General features: G+C 50.2%; 16 protein-coding genes. 11 read left to right on the top strand and 5 right to left on the bottom strand.

The window, feature by feature from the left end:
* The first annotated feature begins 16 nt into the window (after positions 1–16).
* The 8 genes from CGZ75_RS04215 (at position 17) to CGZ75_RS04250 (ending at position 9,575) form a co-directional block, all read left to right on the top strand.
* Positions 17–1,375: a GntP family permease gene (locus tag CGZ75_RS04215; protein ID WP_089523013.1), complete on the top strand. Its 1,359-nt coding sequence runs from the start codon at positions 17–19 to the stop codon at positions 1,373–1,375.
* Positions 1,376–1,435: 60 nt separating this feature from the next.
* On the top strand, positions 1,436–2,974 hold the full coding sequence (gene gntK, locus CGZ75_RS04220; protein WP_089523014.1) for a gluconokinase: 1,539 nt from the start codon (positions 1,436–1,438) through the stop codon (positions 2,972–2,974).
* 443 nt (positions 2,975–3,417) lie between these two features.
* The gene (locus CGZ75_RS04225; RefSeq protein ID WP_089523015.1) at positions 3,418–3,660 is read left to right on the top strand and encodes a helix-turn-helix domain-containing protein; all 243 of its coding nucleotides are present in this window, start codon (positions 3,418–3,420) and stop codon (positions 3,658–3,660) included.
* 4 nt (positions 3,661–3,664) lie between these two features.
* A complete protein-coding gene (gene def, locus CGZ75_RS04230; RefSeq protein ID WP_089523016.1) occupies positions 3,665–4,183 on the top strand; it encodes a peptide deformylase in 519 nt (172 codons plus the stop codon).
* A 59-nt stretch (positions 4,184–4,242) separates the two neighbouring features.
* Positions 4,243–5,826 (top strand): tRNA (N6-isopentenyl adenosine(37)-C2)-methylthiotransferase MiaB, encoded by a 1,584-nt coding sequence (gene miaB / locus CGZ75_RS04235; RefSeq protein ID WP_245850696.1) that lies wholly within the window; start codon positions 4,243–4,245, stop codon positions 5,824–5,826.
* 184 nt (positions 5,827–6,010) lie between these two features.
* Positions 6,011–7,177 carry a phosphodiester glycosidase family protein gene (locus CGZ75_RS04240; RefSeq protein WP_245850697.1) on the top strand — a complete coding sequence of 389 codons (1,167 nt, stop codon included), beginning with the start codon at positions 6,011–6,013 and terminating at the stop codon, positions 7,175–7,177.
* 222 nt (positions 7,178–7,399) lie between these two features.
* Positions 7,400–8,854 carry an amino acid ABC transporter substrate-binding protein/permease gene (locus CGZ75_RS04245; RefSeq protein ID WP_089523017.1) on the top strand — a complete coding sequence of 485 codons (1,455 nt, stop codon included), beginning with the start codon at positions 7,400–7,402 and terminating at the stop codon, positions 8,852–8,854.
* Positions 8,847–9,575, top strand: coding sequence for an amino acid ABC transporter ATP-binding protein (locus tag CGZ75_RS04250; protein WP_089523018.1), 729 nt, complete (start codon positions 8,847–8,849; stop codon positions 9,573–9,575). Before CGZ75_RS04245 ends, CGZ75_RS04250 begins: the two co-directional genes overlap by 8 nt.
* Positions 9,576–9,743: 168 nt before the next feature.
* On the opposite strand, the gene CGZ75_RS04255 is transcribed toward CGZ75_RS04250, so the two are convergent.
* Together CGZ75_RS04255 and CGZ75_RS04260 are read right to left on the bottom strand one after the other, a co-directional pair.
* On the bottom strand, positions 9,744–10,196 hold the full coding sequence (locus CGZ75_RS04255) for a NucA/NucB deoxyribonuclease domain-containing protein (RefSeq protein ID WP_089523019.1): 453 nt from the start codon (positions 10,194–10,196) through the stop codon (positions 9,744–9,746).
* 122 nt (positions 10,197–10,318) lie between these two features.
* Positions 10,319–10,795 carry a hypothetical protein gene (locus tag CGZ75_RS04260; RefSeq protein WP_089523020.1) on the bottom strand — a complete coding sequence of 159 codons (477 nt, stop codon included), beginning with the start codon at positions 10,793–10,795 and terminating at the stop codon, positions 10,319–10,321.
* Between the two features lie 286 nt (positions 10,796–11,081).
* On the opposite strand from CGZ75_RS04260, the gene CGZ75_RS04265 reads away from it, so the two are divergent.
* On the top strand, positions 11,082–11,615 hold the full coding sequence (locus CGZ75_RS04265) for a hypothetical protein (protein WP_141136660.1): 534 nt from the start codon (positions 11,082–11,084) through the stop codon (positions 11,613–11,615).
* On the opposite strand, the gene CGZ75_RS24400 is transcribed toward CGZ75_RS04265, so the two are convergent.
* Positions 11,589–12,011, bottom strand: a complete 423-nt coding sequence (locus CGZ75_RS24400) for a hypothetical protein (RefSeq protein ID WP_141136661.1) — start codon at positions 12,009–12,011, stop codon at positions 11,589–11,591. The genes CGZ75_RS04265 and CGZ75_RS24400 overlap by 27 nt on opposite strands.
* 90 nt (positions 12,012–12,101) lie before the next feature.
* On the opposite strand from CGZ75_RS24400, the gene CGZ75_RS25070 reads away from it, so the two are divergent.
* A complete protein-coding gene (locus CGZ75_RS25070; RefSeq protein ID WP_176444674.1) occupies positions 12,102–12,275 on the top strand; it encodes a hypothetical protein in 174 nt (57 codons plus the stop codon).
* 916 nt (positions 12,276–13,191) lie between these two features.
* On the opposite strand, the gene CGZ75_RS04270 is transcribed toward CGZ75_RS25070, so the two are convergent.
* Both CGZ75_RS04270 and CGZ75_RS04275 read right to left on the bottom strand, forming a co-directional pair.
* Positions 13,192–13,650 (bottom strand): hypothetical protein, encoded by a 459-nt coding sequence (locus CGZ75_RS04270; RefSeq protein WP_089523022.1) that lies wholly within the window; start codon positions 13,648–13,650, stop codon positions 13,192–13,194.
* Positions 13,651–13,822: 172 nt separating this feature from the next.
* Positions 13,823–14,359, bottom strand: a complete 537-nt coding sequence (locus CGZ75_RS04275) for a hypothetical protein (RefSeq protein ID WP_089523023.1) — start codon at positions 14,357–14,359, stop codon at positions 13,823–13,825.
* 142 nt (positions 14,360–14,501) lie between these two features.
* Between CGZ75_RS04275 and CGZ75_RS25565 the strand changes: the two genes are divergently transcribed.
* Positions 14,502–14,749: DUF6444 domain-containing protein (locus tag CGZ75_RS25565; protein WP_245850698.1), on the top strand; the 248-nt coding region annotated here is incomplete at its 3' end.

Consider the following 14,749-nt stretch of genomic DNA (forward strand, 5'->3'; position numbering starts at 1 on the left):
AAGAGGTGATTGCAAGATGTTGTTAGTTATCGTTCTAATTGCCATCGTAGCGCTGCTGCTGCTTATTACTGTGGTCAAAATGAATCCGTTTGTTGCGTTGATCATCACTGCAATCGGTACAGGACTCGCTGCGGGAATGCCGCTGCTCACCGTGCCGGACGGTCCGGTCGGAATCATCGATTCCATTAAGACTGGGCTTGGCAATACGCTCGGCCTGCTGGCCATCGTCTTGGCGCTCGGTACGATGCTGGGCAAAATGATGGCGGAATCCGGAGGCGCAGAGCGCATTGCTACAACGCTGATCCGTTTGTTCGGCGAGAAAAACGTACATTGGGCGATGATGGTTGTCGCTTTCATCGTCGGCATTCCTGTGTTTTTCCAAGTCGGCTTTGTCTTGCTGATTCCACTCGTATTCACAATCGCCAAGCAGACTGGCGTTTCGCTGATCAAAATCGGCGTTCCGCTCGTCGCTGGACTATCCGTTGTGCATGGCCTGGTGCCGCCGCATCCAGCAGCAATGACGGCTGTGGGCATCTTTGACGCCGATGTCGGCATGACCATCCTCTACTCGCTCATCGTCGGCCTGCCGACGGCGATCATTGCCGGACCGCTTTATGGTAACTGGATCGGCAAGCGAATCCACAAGGAAGTTCCGAAGGCGATCGGCGATCAACTAACGGAAGATAGGGAAAATAAAGAGCTTCCAGGATTTTTCAACACCGTGTTCACTATTCTTGTTCCAGTTATTCTGATGCTGGCTGCTTCCATCGCAGATGTGACGCTGAAGGACAATGTGGGCTCCGCCGGCTTGTACAATTTCCTCAAGTTCGTCGGTGATCCTGTCGTCGCGCTGCTTATTGCAACCGTGTATTCCTTCTTCAGCCTTGGTTTCTTCCGCGGCATGAGCCGGGAAAAGGTACTCAAGTTCTCCAATGATTGCTTGGCGCCTACGGCGACCATCCTGCTTGTTATCGGTGCGGGCGGCGCGTTCAACCGCGTGCTTCTCGACTCCGGTATTGGCGATTATATCGCTGAACTCGCGACATCTTCCAATCTGTCGCCGATCCTGCTCGGCTGGGGTATCGCGGCATTGATTCGTATCGCAACGGGATCGGCTACTGTTTCCATGATGACTGCGGCAGGCATCGTGGCGCCAATTGCTTTGGCGACGCCGGGTGTCAGCCCTGAGCTGCTCGTGCTGGCGACTGGAGCGGGATCGCTCATTCTTTCCCATGTCAATGACTCCGGCTTCTGGTTGATCAAGGAATACTTCGGCATGACGGTCAAAGAAACCCTTCAGACTTGGACCGCTTTGGAGACCATTATCTCGGTCGCTGCACTTGGTTTCATTTTGGTGCTGGATCTGTTTATATAAGAAGAGATGGGCAGCGGACGCCAGCGTCCGCTGTTTCCGTTTCAAAAAGGAGGTTGACTCATGACCCAAGGTTATATGATCGGCACTGATATCGGGACGACAAGCACCAAGTCCGTTCTGTTCACGCTGGATGGCAAGGTCAAGGCGATGCATCATGTCGAATACCCGCTCCATTCACCGATACCGGCTGCGGCGGAGCAGGACCCGGAGGAAATTTTCGCGGCGGTGGTTGAATCAATCAAACAAGCGCTGCTAAAAAGCGGAGTAGATCCGTCCGAGGTCAAATGTGTCTCTTTCAGTGCAGCGATGCACAGCCTGATTGCCGTTGATAGCGAAGCCCAGCCGCTCACGGCTTGCATCACCTGGGCGGATAGCCGCAGCGCGCGCTGGGCCGATATTATTAAGCGTGAGCATAACGGCCAGGAAATTTATATGCGTACCGGAACGCCGATTCATCCGATGTCGCCATTGTCGAAGCTGCTTTGGCTTCGCCATGAGCAGAGCGATATTTTCCGCAACGCGGCCAAGTTTATTTCCATAAAAGAATACGTGTTCTACAAGCTGTTCGGGGAGTATGTCGTGGATCATTCCATCGCTTCGGCGACGGGTCTGTTCAACATCCATGAGCTGGATTGGGACGAGGGAGCATTGAAGGTGGCGGGTATAACTACGGACAGGCTCTCACGCCTCGTGCCGACTCGCCATATCATGAACGAACTTAAAGAGGATTGGGCGGAGCATATGGGACTTCCAGCGAATGTTCCCTTTGTAATCGGCGCCAATGATGGCGTGCTCTCGAATCTCGGCGTGAATGCCATCGAGCCTGGGGTTGTAGCGGTGACAATTGGGACAAGCGGCGCGATTCGCACCGTGACGGACCGTCCGCGTGTTGATCCCAAGGGCCGTATTTTCTGTTATGTGCTGACGGAGGACAAGTGGGTTATCGGCGGGCCGGTCAATAATGGCGGCATGGTATTCCGCTGGGTGCGGGATCAGATCGCCACAATGGAAAAGGAAACGGCGCTCAGCGAAGGCCGCGATCCATACGAGCTTCTCACCGAAATCGCCGCGGGCGTGAAGCCAGGCTCCGACGGCCTTATTTTCCATCCCTATCTTGCAGGAGAGAGAGCGCCCCTATGGGATTCCAACGCACGCGGGTCCTACTTCGGACTCGGCCTGCATCATAAAAAAGAGCATTTAATCCGTGCCGCAATGGAAGGCGTTATTCTTAATCTTTATACCGTGTTCATGGCGCTGCAGGAGCTGATTGGGCAACCGGGGAAAATTCAAGCGACAGGCGGTTTTGCCCGCTCGGAGCTATGGCGCCAGATGATGGCGGATATTTTCAGCCAAGAAGTGCATGTGCCGGAAAGTGTTGAAAGCTCCTGCCTCGGCGCGGCAATTCTCGGTCTGAACGCCATCGGCGAGGTCGATTCCCTGGACGTAGTAGCAAACATGATCGGCAGCACTCATCGCCACACGCCGATTTTGGAGCATACGGAGATTTACGCCGAAATTACTCGGATTTACATCCGGATTTCGCGTCTGCTGCAGCCGGAATATAAGAGTATTACCGATTTTCAGAATAAATGGGTTTAACAGGGTAAGTGGGCGGCGTAACAGCGGAAAAGGCTGTTCGTAAACCGAAAACTCCACCATTCATGCCCTAACGGAACTCAGAGAGCTTATTTCCCATCAAACACGGGTTCAAGCCGGCTAATGGAACTGAGAAGCGTTATTTGAGTCAGAGATGATGAATTTCCCAACATAATGCTGAAATAGCGTCTCTCAGTTCCGTCACGCCACGAGATCCTTCGATTTTGCCGGAATAAGGCTTCTCAGTTCCGTTACGCAAACAATGCGTGGGACTTTTTTAAGGGGCCGTCTCAAAAGTCATCATTAGATGACTTTTGAGACGGCCCCTTTTTGTGTTCGGATATAGACCGACTTTCCAGTCTCTGCGTGTTATGCTAATATAAGCTAATATTAGTTAACACCTAATAAAATTAGGCAATACCTAAATTTGAGCAGGGGGAAACACGATGCTGATTTGGATGCTTCGAAGCTTGATGGCTGAACGTGGAATATGGAGCGGCGCCGAGCTTGCCCGGCTGCTGAAAGAGAGGGCCGGCTATCGCCTGTCCGCGCCTTCCATCAGTGCGCTGCTGACACAACAGCCCCGGCAGATGAAGGCCGACACGCTGGATGCGCTATGCACAGCACTGGAGTGCACGCCGGGAGAGCTATGGCGGCATACACCGAGCAGACAAGCGGAAGGAGCTTAAAGAGATGGCGGTTCGAACTATTTTGCCATTTGGCGACAGCGCTTTAAGGAGCCGCTGCCGGGATGCTGACCCGGCCGATCCGCGCACGCACAAGTACCTCGATGACTTGAGAGACACGCTCTATGACAAAGAAGGCCGCGCCGGACTAGCTGCTTCGCAGATCGGTATTTTGCGCCGCCTAATCATCATGGACTGCGGTGAAGGGCCTATCGAGCTGATTAACCCTCAACTGCTGTATGCAACAGGCTTGCAAACCGGTAGTGAGGGCTGCCTCAGTCTGCCGGGGTATTACGGCAGCGTAAACCGGGCGGATCAAGTGCGCATCCGCACGCTGAACCGCGCTGGTGAGACAGTGGAGATGGAGGCGCAAGGTTATCTCGCACGCTGCATCCAGCATGAGATGGATCATTTGGACGGGGTTCTCTACGTTGACCATGTCCGGGACGGCTGGCTCTTGGAGGAGCATACCGGGCGCAGAGTGCCGTTGCCGCCTTTTCTAAAGATGAGCAGAGGATCGCAATAAGGCAGGGTTAGCTCGTTGCTGATTTCCGCAGGATGAAACTTCCCCTCAAGAGGGTTATAATGGAAAATGATCTGGTTCAGCTTTTAAAAGGGGGCAGCATCATGGGCAAGGACTACTCCAAATACTTTGATTTTTCCAATGCTAAAGTAATTCGCGAAGAAGAAGGAAAGACCACTTATCGCATCAACGGACGCAATATTCAGGTGAATAGCGCCCCTTCGTATCGAGACGAGAAGAAGCGCGGCAAGGAGGAAGTCCAGGTCCATAGGGGCTTTGACATTCCTGGGAATATGGCCGAATTCGGCAGAGGCAAGCTGTACATGATTCGTACTTACGGCTGCCAGATGAATGAGCATGACACCGAGGTCATGCGCGGTATGTTCGAGGCGATGGGCTACGAGCCGACGGATGACTACAGCAAGTCGGATGTTATTTTGCTCAACACCTGCGCAATCCGCGAAAATGCAGAAGACAAAGTGTTCGGCGAGCTGGGCCATCTCAAGACGCTCAAAACGGAGCGGCCGGGACTTATCCTCGGCGTCTGCGGCTGTATGTCGCAGGAGGAGACGGTAGTGAACCGGATTTTGCAGAAGCATGGCTTCGTTGATCTGATTTTCGGTACGCATAATATCCATCGTCTGCCGGAGCTGCTACAGGAGGCGAGCTTCAGCCGCGAGCTGGTCGTCGAGGTATGGTCCAAAGAAGGCGACATCATCGAGAACTTGCCCAAAAAGCGTGAGGGGCTGCGCGCCTGGGTCAACATCATGTACGGCTGCGACAAGTTCTGCACGTACTGCATCGTGCCCTATACGCGGGGCAAGGAGCGAAGCCGCCGACCGGAAGATGTATTGGCCGAGGTGCGCGACCTGGCGCGGAAGGGCTTCAAGGAAATTACGCTGCTTGGGCAGAATGTCAACGCTTATGGCAAGGATTTTGAGGATATGGAGTATCGCTTCGGCGACCTGATGGTTGATATCTCGAAGATTGCTGTCCCGCGCATTCGCTTCACGACGTCACATCCGCGCGACTTCGACGATCATCTGATCGAGGTGCTGGCGCAGCGCGGCAATCTGGTGGAGCATATCCATTTGCCTGTGCAGTCGGGCAGTACGGAAATATTGAAACGGATGAGTCGGAAGTATTCGCGGGAGAAGTATTTGGAGTTGGTCCGCAAAATTAAAACAGCGATTCCGGACGCGGTGCTGACGAGCGATATCATCGTCGGTTTCCCTGGCGAGACGGAGGAGCAATTCGAGGAGACAATGTCTCTCGTGCGCGAGGTTCGCTTCGATTTTGCCTATTCGTTCATCTATTCTCCGCGTACAGGAACGCCTGCGGCCGAGATGGAGGATAATGTGCCGGAAGAGGTCAAAAAGCAGCGGCTGTACCGGCTTAACGCGCTCATAGCGGACATCGGCCGCGAAGCGCATGAAGCGTTGAAGGGGCAGATCGTTGAGGTGCTGGTAGAGGGCGAGAGCAAAAACCGCTCGGAGGTGCTCTCCGGTCGGACGAGAACGAACAAGCTGGTCCATCTGGAAGGACCGAAGTCGCTCATCGGCCAGTTCGTCCACGTCAAGGTGACGGATGCTCAAACCTGGTACATCAAGGGTGAAATCGTGGATGAGGCGAGCGAAGCGGTATAACGGCCATTATTCATAACTTCAATTCGTAACTGGAGACAGCCTGTGGGCTGTTTCTTTTTTTATGTTGCAACTGAAATTGATAGTCTAAATTCCTCTGCCCCCTCTGTCGACATATAAACAATGCGAATAATTCCAGTGGTTGGAAAAACATCGTAATGAGCATAGAGAGAGGGAGAGCATCATCATGAGCAAAAATCACAGCATGTCGACTAAGGCGCTAGCCGTATTGACGGCGGCATCCTTGCTGCCCGGTCTGGCGCTGGGAGCCGCGCCTGCAAAAGCGGCAGAAAAAACGTACGCCTATTCGGAGGCGGGTTCGTCTTATATACCGCTTCGTGCGCTGAAGCAGTTGCCAGGTCTGAGTGTCGAATGGAACGCCGCAAGCAAGTCAGCAATCATCACTGAAGAAGGCATCAAGGCGACGCTCACGGTTGGCCAAAAGAGGGTCAAAATCGGAGACAAGTCCGCTGCACTGGCGAGGGCTCCTTTCACGGAAAACGGCACGGCTTTCATACCGCTGAAATTTGTCAGTGAGCAGTATGGCGTAGAGATCAGCGGACAGGCGTCCGCCGGAGCCATTTTGCTGAAAAAAGACGGCGAGGAGCTACGATTGCCGGTGCTGCCGCGGGGAGCGGTCAGCTTGGCGCGCAAGCCGATTACGGTGGAGAACAAGACGATCCGAGCAGCCGGGCGCAGCTTCTCGGTGCAGCTTGCGACCGTGTCGCTGATGGACCCGCGCGTGGATCTGGAAGTCGCAGTCGCCAAAGATAAAGTTGGCAGCACCGAGGAACTGGCTTCCATCGCCAAGCGCGGTGGCGCGAAACTGGCCATAAACGGAACGTTTTTCGATGCTTACACCGATTCCTCGACGAAAAATCCATACGGCTATCTGTTCAACGGAGGCACGCGGCTGTACAAAAGTTCTGGCGATAAAAAGACGGTTGTCACCTTCGATTCCAATATGCTGACGGAGTTGCTGCCTGGAGCGGTCTTTGAGAAGCGCTTGGGTGAAGGCGGAGTGGCTGTCGACGGTGGGTTGCAAGCAGGTCCTCGATTGCTGGTTGACGGCACTGCCAAGCTGGATCCCAAGGGAGAAGGCTTCCGCGATCCGAAAATTCTCACCGGCGGCGGTGCGCGCAGCGCGCTCGGCGTGACCCGCGACCACAAGCTGCTTTTACTGACTGTAGGCGGAGCGACAATCCCGCAGCTGGCAAGCATCATGAAGGCGGCGGGAGCGTGGCAGGCGATGAACCTTGATGGCGGAGCTTCCAGCGGTATGTACTACAACGGCAGTTATTTGACCCGTCCGGGTCGTTTGCTCAGCAACGCTTTGCTCGTTCGGGTGAACTAAGCCGAATTGACTCTCGGGTTTCCACGACACCATTCAACAGCCCTTTCTGCGCCGCAGAAAGGGCTGTTATTTCGTTAAACGCATACACATTAATCATTATGGAGTTAGAGCCTCTTTTTTGGTACAATAGGATGCTGGGTTAAATGCTCGGGTGTCAACGGTTACTAATGTGCCATCCCGGCTAAAAAATCATCGCTGTGAAATCATCCAAGGGAGGACACTATGAAAGCTTTGAGAACAATCTGGTTAACAATGGCCCTCCTGCTTCTGACCATTACCGGCGCTGCCGGATGGACTGGAGCCGCAACGGCCGCGCCGGCTTCCGGCAAAACCTATCAGATCGGAACCGATATTACGTTCGCTCCGTTCGAATATCAGGATGCAAGCGGTAAGTATGTCGGCATCGATATGGATCTGATGGAGGCAATTGCCAAGGATCAGAACTTCAAGTATGAAATTAAGCCGCTCGGCTTCAATGCGGCCGTTCAGGCGCTGGAGTCTAACCAAGTTGACGGCGTCATCGCCGGTATGAGCATTACGGATGAACGCAAGCTGAAGTTCGATTTCTCGGAGTCATATTATGATTCCGGCGTCAGCATGGCGGTGCGCTCAGGCAATGAAGATATCAAGTCCTATGGGGATTTACGGGGCAAAAAGGTAGCGGTCAAAACCGGTACCCAAGGATACACCGTCGCTGAATCTCTCGCAGGCGAATACGGGTTTACCATCGTGCCTTTTGACGACTCAGCGCAAATGTACGATGACGTCAAGGGCGGCAACTCTGTTGCGACCTTTGATGATAAGCCGGTACTCGCCTACGGTCAAAACCAGGGCAATGGACTTCAGGTTGTGGAAGAGATCGAGATGGTTAAGGGCGGCTCCTACGGTTTTGCCGTCAGCAAAGGGCAGAACGCAGAGCTGCTCAAAATGTTCAACGATGGCTTGACCAATGTTCGTAATAGCGGTGAGTTCGATCGCATTCTCGCGAATTACCTTGGCGAGAACGCCAAGACGCCAGCTACTCAAAGCACCTGGGGGCTGATCCAGGAGTCGATGCCTCCTTTGCTTAAAGGTCTCGGCAATACGCTGCTCTACACCATTGTGTCGCTGTTGTTTGCTTCTATTCTAGGTCTGGTATTCGGCTTCATGAAGGTCAGTCACAATCGTGTACTGCGTGGCATCGCTACCGTTTATGTCGATATTTTCCGCGGCATTCCGCTTATCGTGCTGGCGTTCTTCATCTACTTCGGTATCCCGCAAGCGCTCGGATTCACGATGCCGCTGTTCATTGCGGCGATCTTGACGCTGAGTCTCAATGCAGGAGCGTACGTGACAGAAATTATCCGCGGCGGCATTCAGTCGATCGACCGTGGTCAGATGGAAGCGGCTCGTTCACTCGGCCTGCCTTATCGCAGAGCGATGATTAAGATCATTTTGCCGCAGGCGGTTCGCATCATGATCCCGTCGTTCATTAACCAAATGGTCATTACGCTCAAGGATACGTCGATTCTGTCGGTTATCGGGCTCGTTGAGCTCACGCAATCAGGTAAAATCATCATCGCGCGCACGTTCGAGTCGTTCACTATCTGGTCCGTCGTCATGGTGATGTATCTGATTGTCATCATCGCACTGACCAAGCTGGCCGAGCGTATGGAAAGGAAGTTGCGCCATGGGTAAAATCCGCGTTGAAGGTCTCAAGAAGAGTTATGGAACCAATCAGGTGCTGAAGGGCATCGACATTGAAGTGAAACAAGGCGAGGTTCTCTGTGTCATCGGGCCGTCTGGCTCTGGCAAAAGCACCTTCCTCCGCTGCATCAACCTCCTGGAAGATATTACGGATGGCCGCGTCGTCGTTGACGACAAGGACATTAGCGACAAGGGCGTTGACATTAACAAGGTGCGCGAGAACATCGGTATGGTGTTCCAGCATTTCAATCTTTTCCCGCATTTCAATGTGTTGAAAAATATTATGTTCGCCCCAGTAGAGCTTGGTAAACAGAGCGCGGAGCAGGCTCGCACTACAGCGCTGCGACTGCTGGAGCGGGTCGGTCTGTCGGACAAAGCGGATGCGTATCCGCATCAGCTGTCCGGCGGCCAGAAGCAGCGCGTAGCCATCGCTCGCGCGCTGGCGATGAATCCCGACATCATGCTGTTCGATGAGCCGACCTCGGCACTTGACCCGGAGATGGTCGGCGAAGTGCTCGGCGTCATGAAGGATTTGGCGCGCGAAGGCATGACGATGATGGTCGTTACGCATGAGATGGGCTTTGCACGCGAGGTGGCTGACCGGGTCGTATTCATGGACGGCGGCTATATTGTGGAAGAGGGGCCTCCGGAAGAAGTATTTGGCCGTCCGAAGCATGAGCGGACGATCAGCTTCCTGGAGAAAGTGCTTTAGCAGGTGTTGTACCGTCGTGTATCGCTTAAGCTGAATAGTTGCGGCGGCGGTATACGATCAAGAAATGGCCCAATTGTCTTCCAGAAGGAAAAGGTCCCGCAAAGGCAGCTGATGCTGCCTTACGGGACCTTTTTTGCGTTCCATATGATAACGCTAGGGGATGTTTGTTCAAGGGATGACAAACCGGATCTTGGTGCCATCGGGATACTTCTCCAACTGATTGCCGACCCAGGAGCCTGCCCCCCGGTTGTCCGACGATTTAACATAGGCGATATGGGCGCCTGCGCCGCCTTCACGGCACATGGCCATTGGCCATTCGTCACGGTCGTATTTTTTTCGTGTCGGGATTCCCTTTAGCGATTCTCGGCGATTGTCCTCTGCATCATCGCGGTCGATCGTGCAAGTGATGGATTCGCCTGCAGCGATCGCTTTTTTGATATGAGCGGCGGTGTCAGGGTAACGTTTGGACGGGAAATAAATCGTTGCGTCATAGCTCGCTGAAGTGGCGGACGGCTTGGGCAGCCGAAGCTCCCAATTGAAGGTGCAGCCGCCTAGAAAAATAGCCGATAGCAGGAAAGCCAACCCGATCAGGAATGTGCGAACAGCTGTTATGCGAATCATGTTGTCCTCCAGGCTGCCTTAAAGTACGTTAGTTCGCGTCTAGACATCAGTATAATGGGGGCCGTCCAGGTTGAAAAGCTAATTTTTCCAGCAGAGCGATAACATCATCGTATAATGCCGTGTTAGAGGTTGGAGGGGGGACCTACTGTAATTTCAAGCACTCCTTTGTTGGCTCTTTCACTGAATGGCCTGGTAATCTGGTTTACATGCCATGATTGCACGCCAGAACCACTGACATTCATGAAGCATGAAATAGTGCCGTAACTTGCTACATACAGGGGCAGCTCAAAGGAAAATAAGGCATAGGCGCTGCTGAGTGAACCAAACTGATACACGAGCTGGAAGCTATAGGACTCGTTCGGAGGAATGTAGTTTAAAAATGGCGGCGGTGATTCGAAGTCTCCATTAAGATTCCGAGTCCGCATATAATAAGAGGTCATATTTCTTATCGTGAATTCTCTTGTAGCTGTAGGGAGGACTGAATCACTGTCGGCCGGGTCATAAGGATCGGCAAAGACACGAGTAGCGATGACCAGCAAAATAAACAGAACGAGGATGACTCCTATGCCTTTATAATTCCGGTATTCAAATTGTTCCATATCGGATTCTCCTATTCGGAATGGTTTGGCCCCAAAGGGCTAGTCTAGCTTGCCATGCCCAGTGAATAAGCTTAATCAACGACTCCGCGGAGCGGAACTTGGGGGATGGAGCATGCGGGGGAATGATAGGGCCGCTTTCGTAACAACGATCAGAGCTTGGATAGTTGTTTTTATCGCAGCGGGAATCGCGCTTTTTTCGATAGCTGTTCCTAGTTTGCTTGCATCGGATACGTACGGCTCGCACGAGTCATTGGCATCCATGAGATGGGATAATAAGGATGATTCAATGAGTAACCATCAGCATGGGGCATCTGTTCCAGCTTTTAATAAGGGAAGCGGAGGAGCTTGGCAAACGGCTCAAGCTATCCTTTCAACAGCAGGGCTTACAGCGATTGTGATCGTATCGGCAATTGTCATGCTGCGTATCCGGTTTTGGCGGCAGCCGCCGCAAATGTCGCTTATGATGGCGTGCATGGGATTGGCAATGGCGGCAGGATTATCAGGCGGTGCGATTTTGTCCATTTTGCTTGCCAGCTTTACTTTGCCTGCCATCGGGTCGGCGGTCGCAGCTGCAGCAGCGGGATATTATGCTGGAAATCGGCATGGCGTCGTACCTGCAGTGGAAGGTTTATTTGCGGGAATCATGGGCGGACTAATGGGTCCTATGCTCGGTTATATGGCGCTGTCCGAGCATCCGTTTGCCGTTGTGCTTTTCTCCCTCGGATTCTTTATTGTATCTTTGAGGTTGGGGAATAGGCTGCTGCGGGAATCATGTCGAGGCTCCGCTCATTCGCTAACTGAGTCGAAGCGTGCGAGATAAAAATCCTGTTTCGGTTCTGACGGGGGAATTGTTTTTTAGAATACGGAAATATCCGGAACCAGGAGCTGCTTCCATCGCAAATACGAGCTGCCCTATGTTAGTGTTTTGTTGGTCGTATACGTTATAGGTGACGGTAACAAATTCCGTCAATGTATCTCCGAGTCTTACTTCATAGTGGTGGCTCTCTCCAGGAAACAGATTTGATGGACTGGGTATACTTGAGGGTCCTGTGCGAGTGGAAAAGCGAAGTCTGTAGCTACTATTATTGACAACATCAAAACCTACTGTAGATTGAACAAAGGGTGAATCGTTGTCATCGTCTATCGGACTAAAACAAAAAATCGAGGTAACAATAACCAACAAAATAAACAAAACTAAAATCATTCCTATTTGCATGCATATTCCTCCCGATGATGTTTGTATATCAACATAGTATGGGAAGGAGATGCTTTCGGACTCAGGCAGTTGTCCAGGAAGATTAATAGGTTGTCAAAATCATTATTAAATTTATATCTGATAGGTGCAGAGGAGAAGAGGGCGGGTCCAAGCGGATCCGCCTTTTTGTTGTTGATGCTTGGTTGCTTGCAGCAGATTCATTTGATTGAAGTGGAAATGCTGTCTGCGGATCATTACAAAGATGTTAATTTAAAATGGAATTAATTGGACGTTGATGAATCTGGATTTCTAATATAGCATTCTTTAAGCAACTTTGAATTTTAAAAAGGAGTTATCAAAAAATGAATTACCTAGCTTTGAGAGCAACTTTCATTGGAATTTTAATTATATTATTGGCTTTGTACCTACAGATTCTTGATTTTGGTGACGGATTCGTCTTCAAGGTTTTTTTGTTGGGTTCTGTAATTTCTCTTATAGGAATCTTCTGTCTGAAGAATAATCAACAAAAATGATTATGCGGATAATGAAATATGGGAATTAATAAAGTTTATAAAAGAGAAATATTTATGAATTCTACCGCTCTAAAGGCATCGTTAATTGGATTGCTTATAATTTTCATTGCAATATACATGCAAGGAAGTAATGAATCATACTTTGAAGGACCAGAATACTATATGATGTTTCTCGGAGGAATAATTTCTCTCGGAGGTATTTTTAATTTAAAAGAATAAGAAATAAAAACTTTCAAGCGTCCGTTGGGCGCTTTTTTTCATGCTTTAATGAAAGCCAGCCCAGCTCCTAAAGTCAAGCCAGCCCCGCAACAACCAAAGATCATCAATGAATGGACTGTTCTGATTCTATGTAAAACTCTTTGATACCTAAGGGTTTTCCAAAAAAACGGAGGCCCCCTTGCGGGAGAGCACTGAAAAAGTCGTTTTTTGTTGCTTCAAGCAACAAAAAAACGACTTTTTGTCATTCTGTAAGATGCAATGGCTCATTTCTAAGCCATTTTCGATGCTGCTAACTTCACCATTCTAAACGAATGGATGTGCTCCGTCCGCAGCGACAACTCAAGGTCAAATATCCCAGACGCTTGGCCAACAATCGGGTGATTACAGGCTCCAATCAGCTTTGGGGTTTATCTGAATTTTTTCTTGATCATGCTGTGAAACGATTCGTTTTAATCATTTTTAACTGTAACCCAGGTGTTGCCGTTTTCGTAATCTAACGACACTTCGTCACTATACACCCTAAAATCTGAAATCCTTGTTTTCGGCGTGTAATTTGCTGTTCTCATTATTATTATTATGATTCCAACATTTTGTTCAATCCGGGTGTTAGTGAATATTGAGTAACTGACGGTAGCTTCTCTACTGGAGAAAAAACTTGTTTCTACCTCGAAGTGCATATATCCATTTGGATAAATGGCATGTAACGGAGGAGTGGGATACTCAAAAGACCCTTCCAGCTTTGTTGCTCTTAGGATATATTCACTTGTTTCATTGTAGACATTGAATCCTATGCTCCCTTGTGTAACTAAATCGTCATTCTGCAGATCTCTATCATTCAAAGAACTTCTAAAGATACTCGTAACTACGACCAGTAAAATAAACAAAACCAAAATCATTCCCGGTTTCATAACATTTCTCCCTCTCTGATTGTTCTACAACACTATATGTGGAAGAAATAGAATAGTGCAGGCTCGAAGAATCTATATCAAGCCATAGAAAGACGAATACATGCGAAACAGACAGCTGAAGCCAGGCGACAGCCTAAACCATTTGCGGGAGTGTCTGGAGAGGAAACCATAATCATTTGCCGGCAACAATAAGTCTGTACACTCTTGCTCCAGCATAAGAGGTGAGTTGATCATTAAATGATTTCATGTAAAATTCTTCATATTTTTCATTTTTAGTGGTCATTACAAATTGAACAACATCGACTAATCCGCCATCATTATTTCTTGCACTGTAATTAGCATTGCCCGAAATGGAAATGTTCCCGCTTGATAAGCTCCCCACGTATAAAATAACGGATTCGTTATATTTGGGTTCAATAATTGTTGGGACGGAGTAAGTTAAATTTGTGTACCAATTTAAATACAAAGTCAAGTCAGCCGTATGATTGTAAATATAAAAGGCTAATGCGTTTTGTTCCGTGGTAGAAATACCGTTGGAAGATAGGTTGCTAGGAACGGGGAGCACTAATTTTTCAGATAAAGCGGAAATAGCGATGACTAGCAAAATAAACAAAACTAAAATGGTCGCCAGGCTTGAATTGGAGCCGCTACTATTAACTCTAGCATTGCTGATCGACGTGGAAATATATGGATTATATATGCTATTCAATTTTATTTCCTCCTCTTAAAAGCACTCTAGCTGTTACTACTTAGGTCCCTCTAAATTTAGCTGAGGGGCCTTTTAATTTTCAAGGATTTCCGTGAGAAATGTTGAACTTCTCCTTAACAAGGAATACAACGGAGGAGATCTCATGAAACTAGCCCGGGAGCAAGCGATGAGGCTTAGCAAGAATGAGCTCGTTGAGATGGTTTTTGGCTTACTGGCCATCGTGGAGCAGCAGGCCGCTCATATCAAGCAGTTAGAGCAACGTGTCCATGAATTGGAGCGTCAGTTGGGTCAGAATAGCAGCAACAGCAGCAAACCTCCCTCCAGCGACGGTCTGCGCAAACCGACGAACTTACGCCAAGCCGGTGGGAAAAAAGGAGCACCGAAAGGGCA

It is taken from the genome of Paenibacillus herberti (assembly GCF_002233675.1).
Classification (GTDB): domain Bacteria; phylum Bacillota; class Bacilli; order Paenibacillales; family Paenibacillaceae; genus Paenibacillus_O; species Paenibacillus_O herberti.